The following is a 24,234-nucleotide window of genomic DNA, read 5'->3' on the forward strand; positions in this document are numbered from 1 at the left end:
GAACATGACGAGGGACGCATGCAGATACTGATCCATTTGAGTTTTGCCATCCTGGCCCTCTCCATGGTGCTCTGCTTTGTGCGCCTGGTGATCGGCCCCAGCCTGCCGGATCGGGTTGTGGCGCTGGAGCTCATGTCGATGATCATCGTGGGGATTATCGGCACCCATGCCGTACAAAGCGATGAGACCAGCTTTCTGGATGTCGCCATTGTCGTGGCCCTGATGTCCTTTCTGGCGACCGTCGGGTTTGCCCGCTTTCTGGAACGTGGAGGACGCCGCGATGATTGAACTGCTCCAGGGCTTCCTGCTGCTGGTAGGGTCCCTTTTCATGCTGATCGCGGCACTGGGGATCGCACGACTGCCGGATCTGTTGACCCGCATGCATGCGTCCACCAAGGGAGCATCGCTGGGTGTCATGCTGCTGATGGCGGCAGTGGCGCTGCATTTTCTGGAAGAGGTCGTGTTCGCCCGGACGATCGCCATTACCTTTTTCGTTCTGATGACAGCCCCGGTGGCAGCGCATGCCATTGGCCGGGCCGGTTATTTTGTCGGCATCGATCTATGGAAGGGGACCATCAAGGATGAGCTGCGGCCCAACTACAACCCGTTGAGCCATCGCCTGCACAGCGGCCGGAAAAAAACGACAAGGGGGGCAGACGCCGACGATTATCAGGGCGGCAACAGTGAAGGTGGCAAGGGCGATTCCGACACCCGGCCCTGACATATCGTCAAACGCCGGGCATTGCTATGCTATCGCCACCATTTCATGAATACTGATCCCGTCATGTCGTCTGGAAAAAAGGTTGCAACGCTGCCCTGGCTTTTGGGCATCGCCGGGCTGATCCCCTTTGTGGGGCTTGCCGCTGTCGTTTTGCTGTCAGTGCCCGGCTGGCAGGCCGTCGCACTTCAGGCCTTTCTCTATTACAGCGCGATCATTCTCTCGTTTCTGGGCGGGGTCCACTGGGGCGTGGCGATGAGCCTCGATCACGAGGGCAGCCATCACTTCAGCGCTCGCATGGTGGTGGCCATGGCACCGTCGCTTCTCGCCTGGCCGGCCCTCATGCTCAACCCGCAGTTTGCCCTGCTGGCCCTGATGACAGGGTTTTTGTTAATCCGTCTTTATGAGGCGCAGGCCGACAGCGCCGAGCGTCTGCCGGCCTGGTATACCTCGCTGCGTACGCTGCTGACGGTAGTGGTGGTCGTGGCGCATCTTTCCATTCTGCTGTTATTGACGCTGGCATGACCGTTCAATATCGAGTTCATGCCCCCGGGGGCGAATAAAAAAGCGGCCAGGCCGCTTTTTTTTAACTTAAACCATTTCAGCGGGTTTAATACTGCCACAATGTTTGGCAGCTTCAGAGTCATCAAAACGTCTTCGTGTGATCGCCGAAGACATTCTTTTGTACGGTATTTCCTATAATAACCCATTCTTTTATTGTTATTGAATGACACTCTTTATTGTTGATTTTAAAGGGCCGTCAATCATGGCTGTTTCGGCACAATAGCGCGTGTTTCATTCGTCCATTCTCGTTCATGATTATATGATTGGCGCCAGCCTGATATTCGTTTTAATTAATATTAAAACAATATAAAAAAGTCGCCCGGCAGGCTGGCGGCCCGGGACAATTATTTCTCCGACCAGGTCCTCGCGATAGATCACCGAAGACGGGTAAACGAGATCAAGGGATCGAGAACCATGCAGACAATCATCGTTACCGGAGGCGCCGGCTTTATCGGCTCGGCGCTGATACGCCATCTGATCGCCAGCGACACCTGTCGCGTCATTAACGTCGACTGCCTCACCTACGCCGGCCACACCGCCACGCTGCAGGACATCGACCAGAACCCTCGCTACTGTCTGGAGCAGGTGGATATCCGCGACCGCCCGGCGCTGGATCGGCTGTTTTCGGACCACCAGCCGGATGTTGTGGTCCATCTGGCCGCCGAGACCCACGTGGACCGCTCCATCGACGGCCCGGCCGTCTTTGTCGACACCAACATCGTTGGGGTGTTCAATCTGCTGGAAGCCGCGCGCAGCTGGTATGAGCGCCTTGAAGGCGAGCAGCGCGCGCGGTTTCGCTTTCACCATGTCTCCACGGATGAGGTGTTCGGCGATCTGGCTCCGGACGCCACGCCCTTCAGTGAAACCTCTCCCTACGCGCCCAGTTCGCCGTATGCCGCCAGCAAGGCCAGCGCCGACCATCTGGTACGTGCCTGGCAGCGTACCTATGGGCTGCCGACGTTGATCACGAACTGCTCGAACAACTACGGGCCGTGGCATTTTCCGGAGAAGCTGATTCCGCTGGTGATCCTCAATGCCCTTCAGGGGCGTAGCATTCCGGTGTACGGGGAGGGCCATCAGATCCGGGACTGGCTGTTTGTCGAAGATCACGCCCGGGCGCTTCACCTGGTCATGCGTCGGGGGGTGATCGGCAGCAGTTATAACATCGGCGGCCATGAAGAGCGCCGCAATATCGATGTGGTCACCACCATCTGCGATGTGCTCGAGCGTCTGGAGGTGCCACGTCCCGAGGGCGTGAATCGCTTTCACGATCTCATCACCCATGTCACGGATCGCCCCGGGCATGACCGGCGCTATGCCATCGATGCCTCGCACATCGAGCGCGAGCTTGGCTGGCGCCCGCAGGAGAGCTTCGAAAGCGGCATCGAAAAGACCGTTCAGTGGTTTCTGGCGCACGGTGACTGGTGTCGGGGCGTCGAGAGCGAACAGACCCGCCAGCGTCAGGGACTGGGAGCCACGGCATGAAGGGCATCATTCTGGCCGGCGGCAGCGGCACACGGCTGTATCCGCTGACGCTTGGCGTTTCAAAGCAGCTGCTGCCCATCCACGACAAGCCGATGATCTACTACCCGCTGTCGATACTGATGCTGGCCGGCATCCGGGAAGTGCTGATCATTACCACGCCCGATGAGCAGTGTCTGTTCCAGCGCCTGCTGGGCGATGGCGCTCGCTTTGGCATCTCGATCGAATACGCCGCCCAGCCCAGCCCCGACGGGCTGGCGCAGGCGTTTCTCATCGGCGCGTCGTTTATCGGCAACGACAATGTCTGTCTGATTCTGGGCGACAACATCTTCTACGGCCACGGGGTTGTCCCGCGGCTCAAGCGTGCGGTCGAGCGCAGTACCGGTGCCACGATCTTTGGCTATCAGGTGCGCGACCCGGAGCGCTTTGGTGTCGTGGAGTTCGACAGCGATCATCGCGTGCTGTCGCTGGAGGAGAAACCGAAACAGCCGAAATCGCGCTACGCCGTGACCGGTCTCTATTTCTACGACAGCGACGTGGTGGATATTGCCCGTGACGTTCAGCCCTCTGATCGCGGGGAGCTCGAGATTACCAGCGTCAATCAGGCCTATCTGGCTCGGGGTGATCTCAACGTCGAGCTGCTGGGCCGCGGCTTTGCCTGGCTTGATACCGGCACCCATGAAAGCCTGCTGGAAGCCGCCCAGTTCGTCGAGACCATCGAAAAGCGTCAGGGCTACAAGGTGGCCTGTCTGGAGGAGATCGCCTGGCGCAACGGCTGGATCGATGATGACGCCCTGATGGCGCAGGGCCATGCCCTGGAGAAAAACGGTTACGGCCAGTACCTGATCTCGCTGCTGGAGGCGCCATGATTCCCTTTACGCGCCCCTTTCTGCCCCCCGAGGCGGATTACCAGCGCTATATCAACGACATGTTCGCCCGACAGTGGCTGACCAACCACGGGCCGCTCGTACAGTCCTTCGAGCAGCATCTGCAGGCGTTTCTGGCAATCGAGCACTGCCACTTTGTCGGCAACGGCACGCTGGCGCTGCAGCTGGCCTTCAAGGCGCTGGCGCTCGAAGGGGAGGTCATCACGACGCCGTTTTCCTTCGTGGCCACCCTGAACGCACTGCTGTGGGAAGGGCTGGCGCCGGTGTTTGTCGATATCGAGTCGCAGACACTGACGCTGGACCCGGCGCGTATCGAGGCGGCGATCACGCCCGCGACCTCCGCCATTCTGGCCACCCACATCTATGGCCATCCCTGTGATGTGGAAGCCATCGAGGCGATCGCCCGGCGCCATGACCTGAAGGTCATCTATGACGGCGCGCACGCCTTCGGATCGAATCATCTGGGGCGCAGCCTGCTGGATTACGGTGACATCAGCATCACCAGTTTCCATGCCACCAAGCTCTTTCATACCATCGAGGGCGGGGCGCTGTTTACCCGCGATGCCGACACCAGCGAGCGCATCGCGTCCCTGCGGGCCTTCGGCCAGACCGGCGGCGCCGGCATCAATGCCAAGGGGTCGGAGGCGCATGCGGCCATGGGAATGGCGCTGTGGCCCTGGCTTGATCACATTCTGGATCGTCGTGCCGATATTGCCGGGGTCTATGACCGCTGGATCGATCAGCGCGGCCTGCCGGTATCGCGTCCGACGCTGGTGCCCGGCGCAGCCATCAACCATGCCTACTATCCCATCATGCTGCGCAGCGAGGCGCAGCTGGCAAGGGTGGTGGCGTATATGGCCGAGCGGGAAGTCCATCCGCGTCGCTACTTCCATCCGGCACTGAATCGTGTCGATGTCCTGAACGGCGTTGCGCCCGATATGCCGGTGGCAGAAGATATCGCCTCGCGGGTGCTCTGCCTGCCCAATTTTACAGCCATGACCGGTGAGGATGCCGAGCAGGTCATGCGCCATCTCGAAGATGCCCTGTTACTGGAGACCGCATGAGCCACGACACCTCCGAGCTCGCCTTTCATCGCCATCGCGATCGTGCGCTGTCGCCTGATGCGTTTTTACGCCTTGTCGAGCAGGTCGACAAGGAGTTCGAACCGCCCCTGTCACAGCAGCATCACCTGCCGGACTACGTCGACAAGCTGCTGCGTCTGGCCGAGGTCGATTACGTGCTGGATGGCGACAGGGTCGTCGCGGCCATCGCCTGCTATGCCAACGACCGTGACCATTATCAGGCCTATGCGACCTTCTTCGGCATCCTGCCGGATTATCGCGGCAGCGGCCTTGCCCGGCCGCTGTTGTCGATGGGCATCGAGTCCTGTCGACAGGCCGGCATGTTTGATCTGCGGGCCAGAACGTGGCATCGCGGCAAAATTCTGGCCTTCTATGAAGAGATGGGGTTTGTCATCGAGCGGGTGGAAACCAACGAGTGGGGCGTCGAGTCGCTGCAGCTGACCATGGCACTCGGCAATCGGCCCGACGATGCCCACTGATCTCTCGCCCCGCAGCAGGGGCGGCGACTCGTCCAGGGAGAATTCATGAACGTACTGCTGTCCTGCGTTGGCCGACGCGGCTATCTGGTGGACTACTTTCGCGAGGCGCTCGCCGGACAGGGGCGTGTCATCGCGGCCAACAGCGACCCCATGACCGATGGCATGTGGCGTGCCGATCGCGCCTACGAGGTGCCGCCCGTCAACAATGCGGACTACATCGAGGCGCTGCTCGATATTGCCGAGAAGGAAAGTGTCGAGCTGGTAGTCTCGCTGTTTGATATCGATCTGCCGTTTCTCAGCGCTGCCCGGGAGCGGTTTGCCGAGCGCGGCATTCGGGTCGCTGTCTCCAACGAGGCGGTAGTGGATATTGCCAACGACAAGTGGCGCACCCAGGTCTTTCTGCAGGAGCATGGCTTCGAGGGGCCGCGTACCTGGGCCTCGCTGTCGTCGGCGCTGGCCGCTGTCGAGGCCGGTGACGCACGCTGGCCGCTGTTTGTGAAACCGCGCTGGGGCATGGGCTCCATCGGGGTGCAGACCGCCCGGGATGCCCAGGAGTTGCGCTTTTTTTACGAGCATACGCGCCGCGCCGTTGCCCGCAGCTACCTCACGATGATGGAGGACAGCGTCCTCGAAAAGGATGGCCGCGGCGATGTCCTGATCCAGGAGGGCGTGTCGGGACAGGAGTATGGCCTCGATATCTTCAATGATTTCGAGCGCCATCATGTGATCACCACCGTCAAGCGCAAGGTCCGCATGCGCTCGGGGGAGACCGATGTGGCCGAGGTCGTGGACATGCCGGCGCTGATGCGGCTGGGCGAGCGGCTCGGGCGTCAGCTCGGCCACGTGGGCAATCTGGATGTTGATGTCATGGTCAGCGGTGAGCGTCTGGCCGTGATCGAATTCAATGCCCGTTTCGGCGGTGGCTATCCCTTTTCGCACCTGGCAGGCGCCAACTATCCTGAAATGCTGATACAACTGGCAGGCGGTCGACCTCCGACGCCTGCCGTGGCACGTGTCGGCATCTTCGGTCTCAAGGCGCTGGTGCCCATGCAGGCGCCGGATTCGGTTCGAAACGCTCGAGCCACATGACCCACGGTTTCGTTTGACAGGAGTATGTCGTGTCGGTCAAGGCCAACGCGCTTGCCAACTACGCCGGTCAGCTCTACACCACGCTGATCGGTATTGTGGTTTATCCCTTCTATCTGGCCTGGATGGGCGAGGAAGCCTATGGTCTGGTCGGGTTTTTCATCGTCCTGCAGGCCTGGCTCAATCTGCTCGACATGGGCATGTCACCCACCCTGGCCCGTGAAACGGCCAGGGCTGCCACGCATCAGGGCGAGCAGTGGCAGCTGCTGCGGGGGCTGGTGCGAAGTCTCGAGATCGTGTTTCTGGGGATGGCGGTGGTGGTGATGCTGTCGATCACGCTGGGCAGGGACTGGATCGCCACGCACTGGCTCGAGGTCGAGACGCTGTCACACGATGAGGTGGCCTGGTGCATCGCGCTGATGGGGATCATGATCGGCATGCGCTGGCTGGCATCCCTGTATCGCAGCGGTATCCAGGGGCTGGAGCGTCAGGTGTCGCTGAACGTGGCCAACGTCGTGATCGCCACCTTCAAGTTTATCGGGGTACTGCTGATCCTGCAGTTTGTCAGCACACAGCCCAGCGCCTATTTCGAATACCAGATCGCCATTGCGCTTCTGGAGCTGGTGGTGCTGGGCGTCATGTTTTATCGCCTGCTGGGCGGGCGCGAACTGTGGCAGGGGTTTTCATGGGCGGTGGTGCGCCCGGTGCTGCCCTTTGCCGGGGGTGTGGCCTACACGGCCGGTATCTGGATTCTGATGACGCAGCTGGACAAGCTGTTGCTGTCGTCCTTTCTGCCGCTGTCGGAATATGGCTATTTCACCCTGGTCGTGGTGGTGGCCAACGCGATCATGACCCTGACCATGCCGATCAGTCGTGCCCTGATGCCGCGCATGACGTCGCTTTTGACCGGCCGGGATGAGGCGCAGATGCTGCGCCTTTACCGTCACGCTTCCCAGTTCATTGCCGCCACGCTGCTGCCGGTGGCCGGCATGGTGGCCCTGTACGGCGGCCAGCTCCTGTATGCCTGGACCGGCAACATGGAAGCCGCTCGGTGGGGGGCGCCCATTCTGCTCTGGTACGCGCTGGGCAATGGCCTGCTCGCGATCGGCGCCTTTCAGTACTATCTCCAGTACGCCCACGGACAGCTGCGGATGCATGTCATCTACAACACGATATCGGTGCTGATCGTGGTGCCGGTGGTCGTGGTGGCGGCCTGGCAGTGGCAGGCGATCGGGGTGGCCGTGGCCTGGTGCGCCTTTCGTATGCTTTCGTTTCTGCTCTGGACGCCCATTGTCCATTCACGGTTTGCGCCGGGGATCCATCGCCAGTGGATGACCCGGGACATTCTGCCCTGTGCCATCGCCACGGCCCTGATGCTGCTGTTCTACCAGTGGCTGGGGCTGTCCCTGTGGACGCTGTCCCGCCCCTGGATATTTGTCAGTCTGATGGCCATGGGCATCGCCATTTTGCTGGTCAATGCCGTGGTCTCGTCGGCAGGCAGGGAGATGATCATTCGCCGTCTGCAGGAGAGAAAGCATGCCCGCGCTACCCACTGAAGAGAGGCTGGTCCGACAGTGGCCCGCCGAGTCGGCCAGCCCCGAGGTCAGCGTCATATGCACGACCTTTAACCAGGCCGGCTATATCCGCGACGCCATCGAGGGGTTTTTGTGCCAGCAAACGGATTTCTGCTTTGAAATCATCATTCATGATGATGCCTCGACCGATGGCACGGCAGACATTGTCAGGGAGTACGCGGATCGCTATCCGCGGGTCATCCGGGCCGTACTGCGTGAGGAAAACCAGTACCAGAAGGGCCATCGCATCATGCCGCTGGCGGCAGGATTTGCCCGGGCAGAGTATCTGGCGCTGTGTGAAGGCGATGATTTCTGGTGCGACGGGCAAAAGCTGGCCCGTCAGTACCGCGCCATGCAGGCCCGGCCGGACATTGCGATCAGCTATCACAACGTGATCCGTCGCGGTCCCGACCGTGACGTCCTGCATGTCGAGACGCAGGACAGCCGCAACCATGAGCGCGTAGTGACCCTCAACGAGCTGCTGGTTCATACCGGCGACTACTGTCCGTCCCCCTCGCTGATGCTGCATCGAAGCGTGGTGGAACGCCTTCCCGAATGGTTTTATGCCACGGCGCCGGTCGGCGACTTTTACCTTCAGGTGCTGGCGGCCGAGCCGGCCGGCGCGCTCTATCTGCCCGATGTCATGGCGGTCTATCGTACCCGGGCGCAGGGCTCGTGGTCACAGGAACAGCATCAGCTGGAGGATGACCGGCGCTACACGCGTCATCAGGAGGCCATGGCCCGTCACGCCGAGTGCCTGGCGCATCTGGCGGCCATGCTGGATACCTCTCATACCCCGGCCATTACGCTGGCTCTGGCGCGGCGCTGGTACTACGCCTCGGTGGCGTATCTTCAGGCGGGTCGCTATCGCGGCTTTCGCGATGCCATCGCGGCCAGCATGCATCATCAGGCCATCTCGACCCCGCAGCGATGGCTGTTTCTGCTGCGTCGCACCCCTCGACTGGCGCGCCGGCTGATGGCGCTGCGCTACTGGTATCAGCGGCGTCGGCGCGCCGGCTGACCAGCGCCGGTCTGTTGAACCTCTGATCCGGCAGAAAACGCTCTGCGGATAGCGCCCCGACCCGGTGGGGGCAGGGCGCTGCCGGGGGCATTCAGGCGATCGCCATCCGTGCTTTCTGCTGCTCGCGCAGCGCATATTTCTGCAGCTTGCCGGTCGATGTCCGGGGCAGTGACGTCTGGAACGTGACATGCCGCGGTATCTTGAAATGGGCCATGTGATCACGACACCAGCCCAGCAGCTCGGCTTCATCCGGCGTGTCGGTCTCGCTGATCGGTACCACGAAGGCGTGCGGCGTCTCGCCCCAGAACTCGTGGGGCCTTGCGATCACGGCCACTTCACGGATGGCGGGGTGGTTCATCATGATCTCCTCGATCTCGATCGACGAGATCGATTCGCCTCCCGAGATGATGATGTCCTTGGCACGGTCGCGAATCTCGATGTAGCCATCCTCGTGCATGACGGCGATATCGCCGGTATCGAGCCAGCCCCGTCCCATGGCTTCCCGCGTGGCGTCGGGGTTTTTGTTATAGCCCTGCATGACCGTGTTGCCGCGCAGCATGAGATGGCCCAGCGAACAACCGTCGGCAGGCACGTCCTCGTGAGTGACCGGGTCCTTCAGGGCCACCTCTTCAATGGCCAGGGTGCCCACGCCCTGGCGGATCTGAAGGCGCGCGCGCGCCTCGACGGTCAGTGACGACCACTCCGGCTGAAACTGACACACCAGCGAGGGTCCGTAGGTTTCGGTCATGCCGTACAGATGCAGCACGTCAAAGCCCAGCGCGCTCATTCGGGCAATGGTGGCGGCATTGGGCGGGGCGCCGCCCGTGGCCAGTGTCACCGGGCGGGGCAGCGGATCGTCGGCCTCGGGGCGATCGAGCAGCATGGTCATGATGATGGGCGCGGCCGCCATATGGGTCACGCCGCTGGCATGGATTCTGTCCAGCACCCGGGCCGGTTCCACCCGACGCATGCAGACGTGCGTGCCGCCGGCCGCCGTGACGGCCCAGGTATGGGTCCAGCCGTTGCAGTGGAACATGGGCAGCGTCCAGAGATAGACCGTGCGGTCATCCATCTTCAGCGTCAGCGTATTGGACAGCGCGTTGAGATAGGCGCCCCGGTGGCTGTAGATCACGCCCTTGGGATTGCCCGTGGTGCCGGAGGTATAGTTGAGCGCGATGCAGTCCTGCTCGTCATCGGGCAGCTGCGGCGCGCATGGTGTGGCATCTTCCAGCAGCGACTCATAGTCGTAGGGTGCCGGTCGGTCCCAAACGGTTGCTTCATGGCTGTCATCCTCGACTTCGATGAGCAGCGGCGCAGGGGTGGTCAGCCGTTCCAGCGCCGCGGCCACGATGCTGCGCAGGCCGCGGTCAAAAATCAGCACGCGCGTTTCGGCATGCGCCATGATAAAGGCGATGGAGGCGCCATCCAGCCTTGCATTGATGGCGTTGAGAGTACCGCCGGCCATCGGCACGCCGTAATGCGCCTCCAGCATGGCCCTGGAGTTCATGCCAAGCGTCGACACCACATCGCCCCGGGCGATGCCCAGGCCCTGCAGGGCGCCGGCGAGCTGGCGGCTGCGCTGATGGAACTGCCGATAGGTGTGGGTGACGTCTCCTTCGACAACGGCCACCCGGTTCGGATGCACCCGGGCAGCCCGTTCGAGAAAACTGATGGGGGACAGGGGGACATGATTGCTGTCACCCCGGGGCGGGGATGAGGCCGCTACTGCCGTGCAGGAGTTGTTCAATGCCATATCTCCACGAGATTGTCAGTTTATTGTTGGCGGGTATTAATCAAATAAAAAATACCGGTAATAATCGCTCGGCCAATGACGGTATTTATTCAATATCAGTTAAATAAAAGATGTTTCTGATTGAATACTAATTAAATGAAGACGCCGACGGTTCCGACATACAATATAAACGTGTGGCGGTCATTTTTTATCCCGTATCAACAACATGATCGATACAGCACATCCGGATCGACAGATACGTCGTAGTTTGAAGGCAATGGTTGAATCAACTCTGCCACTTTGTGCATCGTTTATATCGAATATTGAATATAAATAAATATTGTCGCGGGCAGATTTTATTAAAATGAATACTGGAGTAGCGATGACGGCGGATATAGCAGGGCGGCTGCGCCTGGACGGACAGGTGGCGATGATTACGGGCGCCGCCAGCGGGCTGGGCGCCCATTTCGGTCAGGTGCTGGGCAGTGCCGGGGCCTCCCTGATGCTGACCGGGCGTCGTCTCGAGCCGCTTGAGGCCCGGGCCGCCGAGCTGCGCCAACAGGGCATCAGTGTCCGGGTGTGTGCCATGGACATTCGTGATGACAACGATGTGGATCGCGCGCTCGAGACGCTGACTCGCGAGGCGGGCCAGGGGCCGGATATCGTGGTCAATAACGCCGGTATTACCGACACGGCCCCGGCCATGTCTCGCGACATGACGGCATGGACCGATATTGTCGATACCAATCTCAACGGCGCCATGCGCGTGTCACGGGCCGCGGCCCGGGAGATGCAGGCCCGTGATCGCGGTGGCGTAATCGTCAATGTGGCCTCGATTCTCGGGCTGCGGGTGGCCGGTCATGTGGCCGCCTACAGCGCCAGCAAGGCCGGACTGATCCAGCTCACCAAAAGCCTGGCGCTCGAGTGGGCGCGTCACGGCATTCGGGTCAACGCTCTGGCGCCGGGCTATATCGACACACCGCTGAATCATGACTTTTTCCAGAGCGAGCAGGGCCAGAAGCTGATCCGCCGCATCCCGCAGAGACGCCTGGGGTCGCCCGAGTCGCTGGATGGTCCGCTGCTGCTGCTGTGCAGCGAGGCCGGCAGCTACATGACCGGCAGTGTGCTCACGGTCGATGGCGGCCACACGATCAGCTCGCTCTGACGCCTTTTTTCCTACCTGTCTGGATATCACATGGATTTCGCACTTCCCCGGGACATCGAGCAGTACCGTCAGCGCATTGCCGCCTTCGTGGATGAGCGCATCATGCCGCTGGAGAAGGACCGCGCCAATTACGATGAGCATGAAAACATCGTGGACCATCATCTGCAGCGGCTGCGCGGCGAGGTCAGGGAGGCCGGGCTCTGGTCGCCGCAGATGCCGCAGTATCGCGGCGGCATGGGGCTCTCCATGGTCGGCATGGCCGCCTGCTACGAGGCCATGAACCGCTCCATCTTCGGGCCGGTCTGTTTCAACGCCGTGGCCCCCGATGACGGCAACATGATGGTGCTCGAAAAGGTCGCCACCGAGGCGCAGAAGACGCGCTGGCTGCAGCCGATCGTTGATGGCCGTGTCCGCAGTGCCTTTGCCCTGACCGAACCCCATCCCGGGGCCGGTTCCGACATGGCCGGCATGATGCAGACCCGTGCCGAGCGCCGCGGCGACCGCTGGGTGATCAACGGTCACAAGTGGTTCATCACCGGCGCGGGACTTGCCGAGCACTTCATGCTGGTGGCCCGCACCAGTGACGACGCCCGCAAGGGCCTGACCGTCTTTTTGTTTCATCGCGACCAGCCGGGCTGGGAGATCAAGCGTCGCATTCCGATCATGGGGCCCGAGGAGCACGGCGGCCACTGCGAGCTGATCTTCGATGGCCTGGAGATTCCCGACGATCAGGTGCTGCTCGGCGTGGGCGAGGGCATGAAGGTGGCCCAGACCCGGCTGGCCCCGGCGCGGCTGACCCACTGCATGCGCTGGCTGGGTCTGGCGCAGCGCGCCATGGAGGAGGCGCTCGGTCATGTCGAAACCCGTGAGGCCTTCGGCAGCGTGCTGGCGGACAATCAGAGCATCCAGACCTCGCTGGGCGAGGTGGCCATGGAGATCGAGGTGGGCCGCACGCTGGTCATGAAGGCGGCCTGGGCGCTCGATCAGGGCAGCTTTGCCCGCAAGGAGATCAGCATGGCCAAGGTGGCAGTCTCCAACGTGCTCAACAAGGCCGTGGATCTGGCCATTCAGGTCCACGGTGCCAAGGGCTATTCGCAGGATACGGTGCTCGAGTGGATCTACCGCTACGCCCGCCAGGCCCGCATTGTTGATGGCGCTACCGAGGTTCATCAGATGCTGCTGGCACGCATGCTGCGCAGCGAAGGCAACGATTTCTGGCAGTGGGGGGTTGCCGAGTCATGAGTGATGCCGATCCGGATTCGGCCCTGAGCGCCTGGCTGGCACAGCAGAGCGGCGCCGACAGCGTGGTGATCAACGCCCGGCGTCGGCTGGGTGGGGGGGCCGTACAGGACAATCGTCTGCTGGAGGTCACCGTGACCGGCGGCCCCATGGAAGGGGAGCAGCGCTGGGTCCTGCGCAGCGATGCCCGCGCCCCGCTGGCCATCAGTGCCAGCCGTGCCGAGGAGTTCATACTGCTCGAGCGCGCCTGGCACCACGGCATTCGCGTGCCCGAGCCGCTGTGGATGTGTGAGGACGAACACGTGCTGGCGCGTCCCTTCATGATCATGCGCCATGTCGCGGGCGAGGCCTCACCCCGGACACTGGTCGCCCGGGCCGGCGACGGGGCGCTCGAGCCGCTGGTGGAAGCGCTGGGGGCGGAGCTGGCGCGCATTCATGCCCTGACGCTGCCCGCTAACGCCGCCTGTCAGGCGGAAAACACCGACATGGTGGCCCGACAGCTGAGCGATTTCCGGGTCCGCCTGGCGCAGCTTGCCGAGCCGCAGCCGACGCTTGCCTGGGCGCTGCGCTGGCTGGAGCGCCATCCTCCGGCGTCATCAGGCGTGGTGCTGGCGCACAACGATTTTCGCACCGGCAATTTCCTGATTCATGAGGGGCAGCTGGCGGCCGTACTGGACTGGGAGTTCGCCGGGCCCAACGCGGCGCTGGCCGATATCGGCTGGTTCTGTGCGCCCTGCTGGCGTTTCGGTAGTCCGCATGAGGCCGGCGGGCTGGGCTCGATCGAGGCGTTTCTGCGCGGCTATGAGCGTGCCGGCGGCGAGCCGGTCGCGCGTGAGCAGCTCGACGGGTGGATCATTCTGGCCACGCTGCGCTGGGCGATCATCGCCCTGGAGCAGGGCGCGCGACACGACAGCGGGGCCCAGCCCGATCTGGAGCTGGCCCTGACGTCCCACCTGCTGCCCGGTCTCGAGCTGGATCTGTTGCGCCTGATTCCCGTCGAGGATGGCGTCGATCCGGACAGTCTGCCCCGGTCGTCCGAAAGGCCGGGTGATGAGGCAGACGAAACGTCCCTGCCCAGGGCGTGGGAGGCCCTGTCCGCTCTCAACAACGACGCGCAGGAGCTGATGGAGATTACACGCCAAACGCTCAAGTCGGAGGTCATTCCGGCGCTGGATGGCGAGGCGCGACACTCGGCCCTGATGGTGGCCAATGCGCTGTCGATCATCGCCCGCCAGCAGTATCAGGGCGTGTCCATCTGGGACGAGGTTCGGGAGACGCTGTCGCAGCAGCTCTCGCAGCCGATGGACGACGCGGACTCGTATACCGGGGCGCGTGCGCTGGTGGAAGACATTCAGCGGGGCAAGCGCGATGATCCCGAAGCGTTTGAAGCACTGCGCCATCTGCTCCGGGAAGACGCACTGGCGCGGGCGCGCATCAGTCAGCCAAGGGCGGCGCAGCAGCAGTGACGTGAGGGCGCCGGCGGCGCGCGTATCGAGGCGGTGGCTAGAAAAGTCTTGAAAGCAGTGAGACCACCGCCGTTTCAACGCGCAGAATGCGCGGCCCCAGATGGATGCCTTCAAAGCCCAGCGACTGCAGTCTCTCCACTTCATAGGGAACAAAACCGCCCTCGGGACCGATCGCCAGGGTCACGGGGCTGCCCATGGGCAGCCCGCGGGGGCAGTCCTCCCCGATGCCGGGATGGGCCAGCAGGGCCCGATGGCCCGACAGCATGTCAGGCAGCTGATCCTCGATGAAGGGTTTGAAACGCGGCTGCCGATCCACCTCCGGCAGGATTGTATCGCGGGCCTGCTCAAGGCCCAGGCGCAGATGCGCCTCGATGCGCTCGGGCTGTAGCTCGGGTGACTGCCAGTAGCTTTTTTCGACCCGGGCCGTGTGCACAAGCGTCAGCCGCTTGACGCCCAGGGTAGCAATGTTTTCAAGCGAACGGGCCAGCATGCGCGGGCGCGGCAGTGCCAGCAGCAGATGCACCGGCAGGGCCGGCGGCGGCGCGTCATCAAGATGCAGAATCTCGAAAACGGCACGGTCGCTGGCCAGCTCGAGCAGGCGGGCACGGCCGATGCCTTCATTGGTCATGCCGATCGTCAGTGACTCACCGGGGGCGGCACGATGTATCTCGTGAAGATGGCGCAGGCGTCGACTATCGTGGATACAGGCGCGATCGGGCGGCACAAGATCGTCACGGGTAAGCAGCAGGAGATTCATGGTGGCATTTCCAGACGGAGCGGGCGGATCGACAGGGGCGGCGATGATAGCGCAGCTTCCCCGGGCGGACGACCCGATCGCTTTCTGACATAATGCGCCCGACACGCGCCCGGGTAGACGGGCAACCGGCTTGAACCATGACGCAGGAAAGCTTCGGCATGAAGGTACTGATGATCGGCGGCGGTGGCCGCGAACACGCGCTGGCATGGAAACTGGCACAATCGCCGCGGGTGGATGAGGTGCTGCTGGCCCCCGGCAATGCCGGCACCGCGCGTGAGCCCGGCCTTCGCAACGTGGATGTTGCCAGCGGCGATATCGAAGGGCTGCTGGCGGTGGCACGCCAGGAGGCAGTGGCACTCACCGTGGTCGGCCCGGAAATGCCGCTGGTCGCCGGTGTCGTGGATCGTTTTCAGGCTGAAGGCCTCAAAATCTTCGGGCCGAGTGCGGCGGCGGCAAGGCTCGAGGGCTCCAAGGCGTTCAGCAAGGATTTCCTCGCACGTCACAACATCCCCACCGCTCGCCATCAAAGCTTTACGGAAGTGGCGCCGGCACTGGCCTATCTTGAATCGCAGGGCGCCCCGATCGTGATCAAGGCCGATGGTCTGGCCGCCGGCAAGGGCGTGATCGTGGCCATGGACATGGCGCAGGCTCGCGCCGCCGTCCAGGACATGCTGGAAGACAACGCCTTTGGCGATGCCGGCGCCCGGGTGGTCATCGAGGAGTACCTCGCCGGCGAAGAGGCCAGCTTTATCGTCATGGCAGACGGCAGTCATGTGCTGGAAATGGCCACCAGCCAGGACCACAAGCGGGTGGGAGACAACGACAGCGGCGCCAATACCGGCGGCATGGGCGCCTATTCGCCGGCCCCCGTGGTCACCGACAGCGTGCGCAAGCGGGTCATGCGCGAGATCATCATGCCGACCATTCATGGCATGAAGGCCGACGGCCACCCTTATACCGGCTTTCTCTATGCGGGGCTGATGATCGACGAGCAGGGCGCACCGCGCGTGATCGAATACAACTGCCGCTTCGGTGACCCCGAAACCCAGCCGATCATGCTGCGACTGCAGTCCGATCTGTTCGAGCTCTGTGAGGCGGGCATCGAGGGTCGGCTGGATCAGTATCAGGGCCAGTGGGACCCGCGGGCAGCGGTCGGCGTGGTCATGGCGGCTGAAGGCTATCCGGGCCGCTATCGCAAGGGTGATGCCATTACCGGCTTCGATGCGGCCCGCCAGCTTGGCTGCCACGTCTTTCATGCCGGCACCCGCGAAAGCGAACGCGGTGCCATCGAAACGGCCGGCGGGCGCGTGCTCTGTGTGACGGCCCTTGGCGATGATGTCAAAACGGCGCGCGATCTCGCCTATGAGGGCGTGGCGGCCCTGCATTTTGAAGGCGCCTTCCATCGCCGTGACATTGCCGCTCGTGCCATTGATCGATAGTGCTGCACACCGGCCTGTGTGACGCAGGCCGGTATCAATAATAATATCTTGACCCGATCTGCCGCTCAGGAGGCGCCATGTCACGCGAGTACCCCGTGATCGCCATCACCGGCTCGTCCGGCGCAGGAACCACTACCGTGCGGCGCGCCTTCGAGCGCATGTTCTCCCGCAAGGGCATCCGGGCGGCCTTTGTCGACGGCGATGCCTTTCACCGCTACAGCCGCGAGGATCTGGCGCGCATCTTTCGTGACGAACCCGAACGCAAGCACGAGCTGTCCCATTTTGCGGTCGAGGCGAACCTGCTGGATCGCCTCGAGCGCCTGTTTGCCGAGTATGGCGAGCACGGCACCGGGACCTATCGCCATTATATTCATGCTGAAGACAAGCGCATGCTGGAAGCCGGTTATCGGGTCGGCACCTTTACCGAGTGGCATCCGCTGCCGACCGGAACGGATCTTCTGTTCTATGAAGGCCTGCACGGCGGGCTGGTCTCTTCCCACAACGATCTGGCCCAGCATGTCGACCTGCTGATCGGGGTCACGCCCACCGTCAATCTCGAGTGGATTCAAAAGATCGATCGCGACATCAACATGCGCGGTCATTCGCATGAGGCCGTAGTGGATACGATACTGGGGCGCATGCAGGATTACGTGCGCTATATCGTGCCGCAGTTTTCCCGCACGCATATCAACTTTCAGCGCGTGCCCACGGTGGATACCTCCAACCCCTTCGAGCCGCAGGCGATTCCCTCGGACGCCGAATCCTTCGTGGTGATTCGCTTTCGCGACCGCAACAGCGCCGATTTTCCCTATCTGCTGACCATGCTGTCGAATGCCTTCATGACGCGACCCAATACCCTGGCGGTACCGGGGTCGCAAATGCCGCTGGCCATCGAGCTGATTCTGGAGCCGCAGATCGAGGCGCTGCTGGCGCAGCGGCGCTTTCGATAGACGTTCCGGCATCGATGATAACGATCCATTCCGACCAGGGAGTTTCCATGTCCACGATCTTTTCCAAAATCATCAATCGCGAGATCAAGGCCGATATCGTTTATGAGGACGATGACGTGCTGGCGTTCAACGACGTCAATCCGCAGGCGCCGGTGCACGTGCTGATCATCCCCAAAAAGGAGATCGCCACCCTCAACGACCTGACCGAGGCGGACACTGAAATAGTGGGCAAACTGCACCTGACGGCAGCAAGGATCGCACGCGACAAGGGCATTGCCGAGGAGGGCTATCGCGTGGTGATGAACTGCAATGAGAAGGGGGGACAGAGCGTCTACCACATCCATCTTCATCTCATGGGCGGGCGGTCAATGAGCTGGCCGGCCGGCTGAGTCTCCAAAAGCGCTTGCTCTTCAGCGCCTGCCGTCGATGACGGCAGGCGTTTTTTTATGGCCGGTACGGGGAGGGCGACCCGGGGACCATCACCATACTGCGCTGTTGTGGTGCACGCCCCGGACTGGCGGTGCCGGAATCGGTCATGGGCGGGACGCCGGCGCGACCGGTAAGTGACCAGGGGAGTCCTGTCCGTGCACCGTGATGCCATTTTAGTGAATCTGGCACGTGTCTTGCTGGTAAAACACCGTCGCGACGCGCCCGGAGGCTTTCGAGGGTCTGGATCAGGCATGCCGGTGCGCGTGCGACGCATTCCCCGTTCTGTCCGCCTGTTGTCAGGCGGGCAGAGGTCATTGAGCATCCTACCGAGGCAGCGTCATGGAAATCAGAAACAAGGCCACCCGCATTCGGCTTTTCGACTTTAAAACGCCGCAGATGCGCGCGTTTCACCTGTCCTGGTTTGCCTTTCATGTCTGCTTTTTTGGCTGGTTCGGCATCGCGCCGATGATGGCCATCGTGCGTGATGACCTGAATCTGACCAAGACACAGATCGGCAATACGATCATTGCCTCGGTCGCGGTCACTGTGGTGGTGCGTTTGTTCATCGGGCTGTTGTGCGATCGTATCGGCCCGCGTCGGACCTACACCTGGCTGCTGTGTCTGGGCGCCCTGCCGGTCATGTCGATCGGTCTGGCCGACAGCTTTGAAAGTTTTCTGCTGGCGCGTCTGGCCATCGGCGCCATCGGCGCGTCGTTTGTGATCACCCAGTATCACACCTCGATCATGTTCGGTCCCAATGTGGTGGGCACGGCCAATGCGGCCACGGCCGGCTGGGGCAATCTGGGGGGCGGGACGACCCAGATCCTGATGCCGCTGGTGCTGTCGGGCATTTTGATGCTGGGCGTCAGTGAAACCCTGGGCTGGCGGCTCGCCATGGTGGTGCCGGGCGTGGTGCTGTTTGTGACCGGACTTGCCTACTGGCATTTCACCCAGGATGCCCCGGATGGTGATTTTGCCACCCTGCGTCGCCGCGGCGAGCTTGTCGAGGCCCGAAACGAATATGGTGCGCGGGCCAGCTTTGGCTCGGCCATCAGGGATGTGCGCGTCTGGGCGCTGTTTCTGGTCTATGGCGCCTGTTTCGGCGTCGAGCTGACCATCAACAATATCGCCGCGCTCTACTATTTCGATAACTTCGAGCTGTCGCTGGGGACGGCGGGCCTGATTGCGGGGCTTTTCGGACTGATGAATCTGTTTGCGCGGGCGCTGGGCGGTTTCTTTTCCGACCGCTTTGCCCGTCTGGGCGGTCTCAGGGGGCGGGTGCGCTGGCTGTTTCTGACGCTGCTGTGTGAAGGCATCGCCCTGATGCTGTTTTCCCAGATGCAGATACTGGGCGTGGCCATTGTCACCATGGTGCTGTTCAGCCTGTTCGTGCAGATGGCAGAGGGGGCGACCTATGGGGTGGTGCCCTTTATCAACCGTCGTGCGCTGGGCGCCGTGGCCGGTATCGTCGGCGCCGGCGGCAACGTGGGCGCCGTGGCAGCCGGTTTCCTGTTTCGCTCGGAGTCGCTGAGCTACCAGCAGGGGCTTTTCCTTTTAGGGATCACGGTTACTCTGATTGCCTTTGCCGCCTTGAGCGTACGATTCCCCAGGGGGGCGACCAACAGCGAGGTGGCCGAGGACCTCTCCGATCACCACCGCACGCCGGCAGGCGGCTATCGCGGCGGTGAACAGCCGGGCTGACAGCGGTCGGCAGATTCGAGGACCTGTTGGAATGCAGCGAGCGGCGCGGTACATGGGCCTCATGTCGCGCGTCGCCGGCGATAGTCATCGCAAGCCCCGGGGAAGGCCACTATAGTCAGGGCATTCGCTGTCATTTTCCTTGCGAGCGTTCTTTACAGGAGTCATGCCATGTCTCGTCAGTTTACGCGCAGTGATCGCCTCGTGGATCAACTCGATACCATGCTGCGCACCCTGGTGCCGGGCGCGACACGTGCCAGCAGGGCCCGTCCCGGTATCGGGGGGCAGGACATGCCCATGGCGGTCGATGATGCCCGCCACGCCATCGAGGTGCTGCGTCATCATCATCGCGGTCGAGTCATCGGCCAGGGCGTTTATCAGGGGCAGCGTTTTGCCACGGGGCCCGGCAGCCGCTATCAGCCGGTGGATGAGCTGTCAGTGCGGGGCATTGATCATCTGGACTGGTGTGAATCGCGGCTGCGCGAGCTGGGAAGCCGGCCCTCGCGACTGACACCCTTCTATTACACGGCGTCGCTGGGGGCCGGAATGCTGCTGAGTCGACGCAGCCATGCCCTCGGGCTCGGGCTGGTCAACATGGGAGAAAGCCTTCAGGCCGAATCGCTGGAGCGTCAGCTGTCGGCCCTGCCGGCAGGGGATGAGCGATCGCGTGCCATCCTGCGCCAGATGCTCGATGACAGCACGCGTCACGCTCGTGTGGCGCTCGAGGCGGGCGGCCAGCGCTGGTCCGGGCCGCGGCGCTGGGCCTCATCGCTGGGTGCCCGGGTCTGTGAGTGGCGACGCCTGCGCCACCACTCGTCGGTCGGGATGATGGATTGATCACTCATCCTCGCGCGGGGTGTGCGCCGGGGGCGTCCCGGGCTCGCGCTCGGGGGCCGCTGTCGAGATCGGGGAGAGCTCGGTGATGGCGCCGGCCTCGTCCTCTTCCTTTTCGTGAGCGAAAAGATCCCAGGCCGCAATGAAAAGCGCTGCAATCAGCGGGCCGATCACGAAGCCGTTGATGCCGAAAAGGGCCATGCCGCCCAGCGTCGAGATCAGCACCACATAGTCGGGCAGCTTGGTATCCTTGCCTACCAGAATGGGGCGCAGAAAGTTATCGGCAAGCCCGATGACGACCACACCGACAAAGGTCAGGATGATGCCGTCGACAATGTTGCCGGTCATCAGGTAGTAGATGGCCACCGGTGCCCATACCAGGGCGGCGCCAATGGCCGGCAGCAGGGAGAGAAAGGCCATGATGACGCCCCACAGCAGGGGCGCCTCGATCCCCAGGCCCCAGAAGGCCAGACCGCCGATGGACCCCTGGGTGGCGGCCACGATGATATTGCCCTTGACCGTGGCCCGCGTGACCGTAATGAACTTGTTGAGCAGCTGATACTTGTAGCGTGCGCTCAACGGGATGGCCTGACGAATGCGCCGGCCCAGCGGCACGCCGTCGCGGAACAGAAAGAACAACAGATAGAGCATGATCCCCAGACTGATGAAAAACTGCAGGGTATTCTGACCAATGCTCAACGCCCGTGATGCCAGCATCTGGCTGCCCTGGGCAGCCCCTTCGGAGACACGATCGCGCAGCTGGGAAAGATCACCCAGGCCGGCACTTTCGAGCCAGCCATCGACCGTTGGCGGCAGCGCCTGTCGGGCCTGCTCGACATAGGCGCCGAGATCAAGATCGCCCGAACGGATGCGCTGATAGACGCTGGTGCCTTCCTGAACCAGCGAGCCGGCAATCAGGGTCACCGGGATGATGACGATAAATACGCAGATCAGGACGTTGGTGATGGCGGCCAGATTGCGCCGTCCGCCATAGAGGTCCAGAAGGCGCCTCTGCAGCGGCATGAAGACCAGGGCCAGAATTACCCCCCAGAAAATGGCGCTGAAAAAGGGCAGCAGTATCCAGACAAAGGCGACCGAGACGCCCACCAGCAGCAGCTCAAAGGCCCTTTTTTCAATCGGTTTTTCCATACCTTCTCCCGCCTGTTCGTCATGTCGGCAGCGCCGACCGGCAGAGCCTTGACAGTGACCGTCGTAAAAAGCCCGGCATCATGCCGGGCAGAGTCCTGCCAGTGTACCCTGACTGCGCCAGGGGGTGTTGGTTCGTCATCAATTTGGGCGGCTGATGCCTTCAGGCTTCGACGATTTCCCAGGAGTGGGTAATCTCGACGCCCCCCTGAGCCAGCATCAGCGAGGCGCTGCAGTATTTTTCGGCGGAGAGCTCTACGGCCCGCTTGACCTGAGCCTCCTTGAGCGCCACGCCGGTGACCACGAAATGCAGATGGATGCTGGTGAATACGGCCGGGGTGGTGTCGGCGCGCTCGGCCTTCAGTTGCGTGACGCAGTCGGTGACCTTCGCGCGCGCCTTTTCGAGGATGTTGATGACATCGTAGGCACTGCATCCGCCGAGGCCCATCAGGACCATTTCCATCGGCCGCGGGCCGGTGTTGCGACCGCCGTTGTCCGGGTTGCCGTCGAGAATGATGGCGTGACCACTGCCGGATTCGGCAACGAACTGTCGGCCATCGGTCCATTTGATGCTGGCTTCCATGACGCTTGCTCCGTGTGTCGAAAAAGGGGGGAACCCTCTCATGAGGTGGTTGAAACCGGGGTGGCGATTACGCCATGCCCCGGGCAGAAAGCTGCTGCTCCAGAGCCTCCAGCCGCTCGGGGGTGCCGATATCCGACCATTCGCCCCGGTGGTGGTAACCGCCAAGGCGATGCTGTTGCATGGCGTCCATCAGGCAGGGCCTGAGCGGGCAGGGCGTGTTGTCCGCAAGATCGGCCACCAGCGACGGGTGCATGAGGGCAATGCCGGCATACACCAGCCGCGGCGCGCCCTGCTTGTGTAGACGACCGGCCTCGTCGAGATGAAAATCCCCCTGACGATGATGATCGGGCGGGTCGACCATGACCAGTCGTGCCAGATCACTACCGAGCGGGTCCAGGCTGTCAGGGGAGATATCGCACCAGACATCGGCATTGACCAGCCAGAAGGGCGCATCACCCAGCAGGGGCAGGGCGTGGCGAATGCCGCCAGCCGTTTCAAGCGCCACGGGTTCAACGCTGTAGCGCAGCCGAACGCCGTAGCGTGTGCCATCCCCCAGCGCCGTCATGATCTGCTCGCCCAGATAGCTGACGTTGATGACAATCTCGGTGATACCTGCCGCGCGCAGCCGTTCGATATGGTGTTCGATCAGGGCGCGGCCGCCCACCCTGAGCAGCGGCTTGGGACAGTCATCGGTCAGCTCGCGCATGCGCGAACCGCGTCCGGCGGCCAGAATCATCGCTTTCATGTCAGCGCTCCTGATCGGCGGTGCGATACTCGATCAGCCGGGCATCCAGCGCCGGAACGAAGCAGGTATCAAACCACTGCATGAAGGATTCAAATCCCGGCTGGCCCGTCAGCCCCTGGCGGACGTGTTCGACAAACAGCGGCAGCAGGGTCAGATAGCGCGGTTTGTCATCGCGCAGCGCCAGACGACAGAACAGCCCCAGTACCTTGAGGCTGCGCTGGGCCCCGGTCAGATCGACCATGCGTCGGAATGCTTCCGGCGTAACCGGCGCCATGACGCCGGCATCCTGGGCCTGCTGTCGCCACGTTTCGATCCAGCGTGTCTGATCACTTTCGGGCCAGGCGTTGTTGCGGTCGCGCAGCAGCGAGACCAGATCGTAGGCCAATGGTCCGCGGACCGCGCCCTGAAAGTCGATGACCCAGAGCCGGTCGTCGTGGCACATGAGATTCTGGGCGTGGAAATCGCGATGGACGCACACCTGCGGCTGGGCCGTCAGGGCCGTGACCAGCTGATCGCGCACCTGCGGCCAGCTGTCGGGAACGGCGATATTCAGCCACCGGGTCAGGCACCACTGCGGGAAAAACTCGAGCTCATCGGTGAGCCAGCGGGCATCGTACTCGGGCAGGTCGTCGGCCGGCAGTCCTGCAATGGCCACCGAGGTCGCAATGGCCCGGGCCATGAGCGTTTCACGCTGATCCTCACGGGTCAGATGACGGCGCAGCATGACATCGCCCAGATCCTGCATCTCGATAAAGCCCTGATCCAGATCGACATGATAAAGCTCCGGCACAGGGATGCCGTGGGCCTGCCATTGACGCGCAATCTCCACGAAGGGCCGGCTGTTTTCGCGCTCCGGCGGAGCATCCATCAGGATACGCGACGGCCCGGTGTCGGGATGAAGGCGAAAATAGCGTCGAAAGCTGGCATCATCTGTCACCACCTCGAGTTCGGGGGGCGTGGCCTCCAGATCGTGATGGGAGGCCGCCCAGTGGCGCAGGGCGTCAAGGCGCGCTGTCATGGGAACTCCTGGTTGACGGTACGGTTACGGCACCGCATGCTGAGCGCTCAAGGGCCGCAACAGTAGCTTTTGTCGCTGTTTTCAGGCTGCTGCGGTGTCTGTTGCCGCGTACCATACCGATTTTTAAAAGCAATCACATC

At 62.5% G+C, this 24,234-nt stretch carries 24 protein-coding genes; 18 read left to right on the forward strand and 6 right to left on the reverse strand.

What is annotated here, in order from left to right; genetic code table 11:
- The first annotated feature begins 18 nt into the window (after positions 1-18).
- The 10 genes from M1D97_RS05715 (at position 19) to M1D97_RS05760 (ending at position 8,893) form a co-directional block, all read left to right on the forward strand.
- The gene (locus tag M1D97_RS05715) at positions 19-288 is read left to right on the forward strand and encodes a monovalent cation/H+ antiporter complex subunit F (RefSeq protein WP_456269767.1); all 270 of its coding nucleotides are present in this window, start codon (positions 19-21) and stop codon (positions 286-288) included.
- A complete protein-coding gene (mnhG, locus tag M1D97_RS05720; RefSeq protein WP_456269768.1) occupies positions 281-721 on the forward strand; it encodes a monovalent cation/H(+) antiporter subunit G in 441 nt (146 codons plus the stop codon). Before M1D97_RS05715 ends, mnhG begins: the two co-directional genes overlap by 8 nt.
- Before the next feature lie 63 nt (positions 722-784).
- Positions 785-1,243 (forward strand): DUF3429 domain-containing protein, encoded by a 459-nt coding sequence (locus M1D97_RS05725; RefSeq protein ID WP_456269769.1) that lies wholly within the window; start codon positions 785-787, stop codon positions 1,241-1,243.
- Between the two features lie 453 nt (positions 1,244-1,696).
- The gene (rfbB, locus tag M1D97_RS05730; RefSeq protein WP_456269770.1) at positions 1,697-2,767 is read left to right on the forward strand and encodes a dTDP-glucose 4,6-dehydratase; all 1,071 of its coding nucleotides are present in this window, start codon (positions 1,697-1,699) and stop codon (positions 2,765-2,767) included.
- Positions 2,764-3,633: a glucose-1-phosphate thymidylyltransferase RfbA gene (gene rfbA / locus M1D97_RS05735; protein WP_456269771.1), complete on the forward strand. Its 870-nt coding sequence runs from the start codon at positions 2,764-2,766 to the stop codon at positions 3,631-3,633. The genes rfbB and rfbA overlap by 4 nt, the downstream gene beginning before the upstream one ends.
- Positions 3,630-4,715, forward strand: coding sequence for a DegT/DnrJ/EryC1/StrS family aminotransferase (locus M1D97_RS05740; protein ID WP_456269772.1), 1,086 nt, complete (start codon positions 3,630-3,632; stop codon positions 4,713-4,715). The genes rfbA and M1D97_RS05740 overlap by 4 nt, the downstream gene beginning before the upstream one ends.
- Entirely contained in the window at positions 4,712-5,212 is a 501-nt protein-coding gene (locus tag M1D97_RS05745) for a GNAT family N-acetyltransferase (RefSeq protein WP_456269773.1), read from the forward strand. The genes M1D97_RS05740 and M1D97_RS05745 overlap by 4 nt, the downstream gene beginning before the upstream one ends.
- Positions 5,213-5,257: 45 nt before the next feature.
- Positions 5,258-6,301 (forward strand): ATP-grasp domain-containing protein, encoded by a 1,044-nt coding sequence (locus M1D97_RS05750; protein WP_456269774.1) that lies wholly within the window; start codon positions 5,258-5,260, stop codon positions 6,299-6,301.
- 29 nt (positions 6,302-6,330) lie between these two features.
- On the forward strand, positions 6,331-7,854 hold the full coding sequence (locus M1D97_RS05755) for a lipopolysaccharide biosynthesis protein (protein WP_456269775.1): 1,524 nt from the start codon (positions 6,331-6,333) through the stop codon (positions 7,852-7,854).
- The gene (locus tag M1D97_RS05760) at positions 7,835-8,893 is read left to right on the forward strand and encodes a glycosyltransferase family 2 protein (RefSeq protein WP_456269776.1); all 1,059 of its coding nucleotides are present in this window, start codon (positions 7,835-7,837) and stop codon (positions 8,891-8,893) included. The genes M1D97_RS05755 and M1D97_RS05760 overlap by 20 nt, the downstream gene beginning before the upstream one ends.
- Positions 8,894-8,984: 91 nt before the next feature.
- On the opposite strand, the gene M1D97_RS05765 is transcribed toward M1D97_RS05760, so the two are convergent.
- Positions 8,985-10,640 (reverse strand): AMP-binding protein, encoded by a 1,656-nt coding sequence (locus M1D97_RS05765; protein WP_456269777.1) that lies wholly within the window; start codon positions 10,638-10,640, stop codon positions 8,985-8,987.
- 367 nt (positions 10,641-11,007) lie between these two features.
- On the opposite strand from M1D97_RS05765, the gene M1D97_RS05770 reads away from it, so the two are divergent.
- The 3 genes from M1D97_RS05770 to M1D97_RS05780 are packed head-to-tail and all read left to right on the forward strand — an operon-like array spanning position 11,008 to position 14,495.
- On the forward strand, positions 11,008-11,790 hold the full coding sequence (locus tag M1D97_RS05770) for an SDR family NAD(P)-dependent oxidoreductase (RefSeq protein WP_456269778.1): 783 nt from the start codon (positions 11,008-11,010) through the stop codon (positions 11,788-11,790).
- A 30-nt stretch (positions 11,791-11,820) separates the two neighbouring features.
- Complete coding sequence (locus M1D97_RS05775; protein WP_456269779.1) at positions 11,821-13,032, forward strand: acyl-CoA dehydrogenase family protein; 1,212 nt, start codon at positions 11,821-11,823, stop codon at positions 13,030-13,032.
- The gene (locus tag M1D97_RS05780; RefSeq protein ID WP_456269780.1) at positions 13,029-14,495 is read left to right on the forward strand and encodes a phosphotransferase; all 1,467 of its coding nucleotides are present in this window, start codon (positions 13,029-13,031) and stop codon (positions 14,493-14,495) included. The genes M1D97_RS05775 and M1D97_RS05780 overlap by 4 nt, the downstream gene beginning before the upstream one ends.
- 37 nt (positions 14,496-14,532) lie before the next feature.
- On the opposite strand, the gene M1D97_RS05785 is transcribed toward M1D97_RS05780, so the two are convergent.
- Complete coding sequence (locus M1D97_RS05785; RefSeq protein WP_456269781.1) at positions 14,533-15,252, reverse strand: 16S rRNA (uracil(1498)-N(3))-methyltransferase; 720 nt, start codon at positions 15,250-15,252, stop codon at positions 14,533-14,535.
- Positions 15,253-15,410: 158 nt separating this feature from the next.
- On the opposite strand from M1D97_RS05785, the gene purD reads away from it, so the two are divergent.
- The 5 genes from purD to M1D97_RS05810 all read left to right on the forward strand — a co-directional run bounded on the left by purD (position 15,411) and on the right by M1D97_RS05810 (position 20,605).
- The gene (purD, locus tag M1D97_RS05790) at positions 15,411-16,691 is read left to right on the forward strand and encodes a phosphoribosylamine--glycine ligase (protein ID WP_456270181.1); all 1,281 of its coding nucleotides are present in this window, start codon (positions 15,411-15,413) and stop codon (positions 16,689-16,691) included.
- 77 nt (positions 16,692-16,768) lie between these two features.
- Positions 16,769-17,641, forward strand: coding sequence for a phosphoribulokinase (locus M1D97_RS05795; RefSeq protein WP_456269782.1), 873 nt, complete (start codon positions 16,769-16,771; stop codon positions 17,639-17,641).
- A gap of 47 nt (positions 17,642-17,688) precedes the next feature.
- On the forward strand, positions 17,689-18,030 hold the full coding sequence (locus tag M1D97_RS05800) for a histidine triad nucleotide-binding protein (RefSeq protein ID WP_456269783.1): 342 nt from the start codon (positions 17,689-17,691) through the stop codon (positions 18,028-18,030).
- Between the two features lie 379 nt (positions 18,031-18,409).
- Positions 18,410-19,771, forward strand: a complete 1,362-nt coding sequence (locus M1D97_RS05805) for an MFS transporter (RefSeq protein WP_456269784.1) — start codon at positions 18,410-18,412, stop codon at positions 19,769-19,771.
- 168 nt (positions 19,772-19,939) lie between these two features.
- Positions 19,940-20,605, forward strand: coding sequence for a 3-demethoxyubiquinol 3-hydroxylase (locus M1D97_RS05810; protein WP_456269785.1), 666 nt, complete (start codon positions 19,940-19,942; stop codon positions 20,603-20,605).
- Here the strand turns inward: M1D97_RS05810 and M1D97_RS05815 are convergent, their stop codons facing one another.
- The 4 genes from M1D97_RS05815 to M1D97_RS05830 form a co-directional block, all read right to left on the reverse strand.
- A complete protein-coding gene (locus M1D97_RS05815; protein WP_456269786.1) occupies positions 20,606-21,751 on the reverse strand; it encodes an AI-2E family transporter in 1,146 nt (381 codons plus the stop codon). It lies immediately after the preceding gene.
- Positions 21,752-21,911: 160 nt separating this feature from the next.
- Positions 21,912-22,331, reverse strand: coding sequence for an OsmC family protein (locus tag M1D97_RS05820; RefSeq protein WP_456269787.1), 420 nt, complete (start codon positions 22,329-22,331; stop codon positions 21,912-21,914).
- Between the two features lie 67 nt (positions 22,332-22,398).
- Positions 22,399-23,076, reverse strand: coding sequence for an N-acetylmuramate alpha-1-phosphate uridylyltransferase MurU (murU, locus tag M1D97_RS05825; protein WP_456269788.1), 678 nt, complete (start codon positions 23,074-23,076; stop codon positions 22,399-22,401).
- 1 nt (position 23,077) lies between these two features.
- A complete protein-coding gene (locus tag M1D97_RS05830) occupies positions 23,078-24,094 on the reverse strand; it encodes an aminoglycoside phosphotransferase family protein (protein WP_456269789.1) in 1,017 nt (338 codons plus the stop codon).
- Positions 24,095-24,234 lie beyond the last annotated feature (140 nt).

It is taken from the genome of Kushneria sp. AK178, assembly GCF_053903105.1.

What these genes read in the sequence shown, in the direction of transcription:
- M1D97_RS05715 (WP_456269767.1), top strand. Translation starts at nt 19, where the DNA reads ATGCAGATACTGATCCATTTGAGTTTTGCCATCCTGGCCCTCTCCATG.
- mnhG (WP_456269768.1), top strand. Translation starts at nt 281, where the DNA reads ATGATTGAACTGCTCCAGGGCTTCCTGCTGCTGGTAGGGTCCCTTTTC.
- M1D97_RS05725 (WP_456269769.1), top strand. Translation starts at nt 785, where the DNA reads ATGTCGTCTGGAAAAAAGGTTGCAACGCTGCCCTGGCTTTTGGGCATC.
- rfbB (WP_456269770.1), top strand. Translation starts at nt 1,697, where the DNA reads ATGCAGACAATCATCGTTACCGGAGGCGCCGGCTTTATCGGCTCGGCG.
- rfbA (WP_456269771.1), top strand. Translation starts at nt 2,764, where the DNA reads ATGAAGGGCATCATTCTGGCCGGCGGCAGCGGCACACGGCTGTATCCG.
- M1D97_RS05740 (WP_456269772.1), top strand. Translation starts at nt 3,630, where the DNA reads ATGATTCCCTTTACGCGCCCCTTTCTGCCCCCCGAGGCGGATTACCAG.
- M1D97_RS05745 (WP_456269773.1), top strand. Translation starts at nt 4,712, where the DNA reads ATGAGCCACGACACCTCCGAGCTCGCCTTTCATCGCCATCGCGATCGT.
- M1D97_RS05750 (WP_456269774.1), top strand. Translation starts at nt 5,258, where the DNA reads ATGAACGTACTGCTGTCCTGCGTTGGCCGACGCGGCTATCTGGTGGAC.
- M1D97_RS05760 (WP_456269776.1), top strand. Translation starts at nt 7,835, where the DNA reads ATGCCCGCGCTACCCACTGAAGAGAGGCTGGTCCGACAGTGGCCCGCC.
- M1D97_RS05770 (WP_456269778.1), top strand. Translation starts at nt 11,008, where the DNA reads ATGACGGCGGATATAGCAGGGCGGCTGCGCCTGGACGGACAGGTGGCG.
- M1D97_RS05775 (WP_456269779.1), top strand. Translation starts at nt 11,821, where the DNA reads ATGGATTTCGCACTTCCCCGGGACATCGAGCAGTACCGTCAGCGCATT.
- M1D97_RS05780 (WP_456269780.1), top strand. Translation starts at nt 13,029, where the DNA reads ATGAGTGATGCCGATCCGGATTCGGCCCTGAGCGCCTGGCTGGCACAG.
- M1D97_RS05785 (WP_456269781.1), bottom strand. Translation starts at nt 15,252, where the DNA reads ATGAATCTCCTGCTGCTTACCCGTGACGATCTTGTGCCGCCCGATCGC.
- purD (WP_456270181.1), top strand. Translation starts at nt 15,411, where the DNA reads ATGAAGGTACTGATGATCGGCGGCGGTGGCCGCGAACACGCGCTGGCA.
- M1D97_RS05795 (WP_456269782.1), top strand. Translation starts at nt 16,769, where the DNA reads ATGTCACGCGAGTACCCCGTGATCGCCATCACCGGCTCGTCCGGCGCA.
- M1D97_RS05800 (WP_456269783.1), top strand. Translation starts at nt 17,689, where the DNA reads ATGTCCACGATCTTTTCCAAAATCATCAATCGCGAGATCAAGGCCGAT.
- M1D97_RS05805 (WP_456269784.1), top strand. Translation starts at nt 18,410, where the DNA reads ATGGAAATCAGAAACAAGGCCACCCGCATTCGGCTTTTCGACTTTAAA.
- M1D97_RS05810 (WP_456269785.1), top strand. Translation starts at nt 19,940, where the DNA reads ATGTCTCGTCAGTTTACGCGCAGTGATCGCCTCGTGGATCAACTCGAT.
- M1D97_RS05815 (WP_456269786.1), bottom strand. Translation starts at nt 21,751, where the DNA reads ATGGAAAAACCGATTGAAAAAAGGGCCTTTGAGCTGCTGCTGGTGGGC.
- M1D97_RS05820 (WP_456269787.1), bottom strand. Translation starts at nt 22,331, where the DNA reads ATGGAAGCCAGCATCAAATGGACCGATGGCCGACAGTTCGTTGCCGAA.
- murU (WP_456269788.1), bottom strand. Translation starts at nt 23,076, where the DNA reads ATGAAAGCGATGATTCTGGCCGCCGGACGCGGTTCGCGCATGCGCGAG.
- M1D97_RS05830 (WP_456269789.1), bottom strand. Translation starts at nt 24,094, where the DNA reads ATGACAGCGCGCCTTGACGCCCTGCGCCACTGGGCGGCCTCCCATCAC.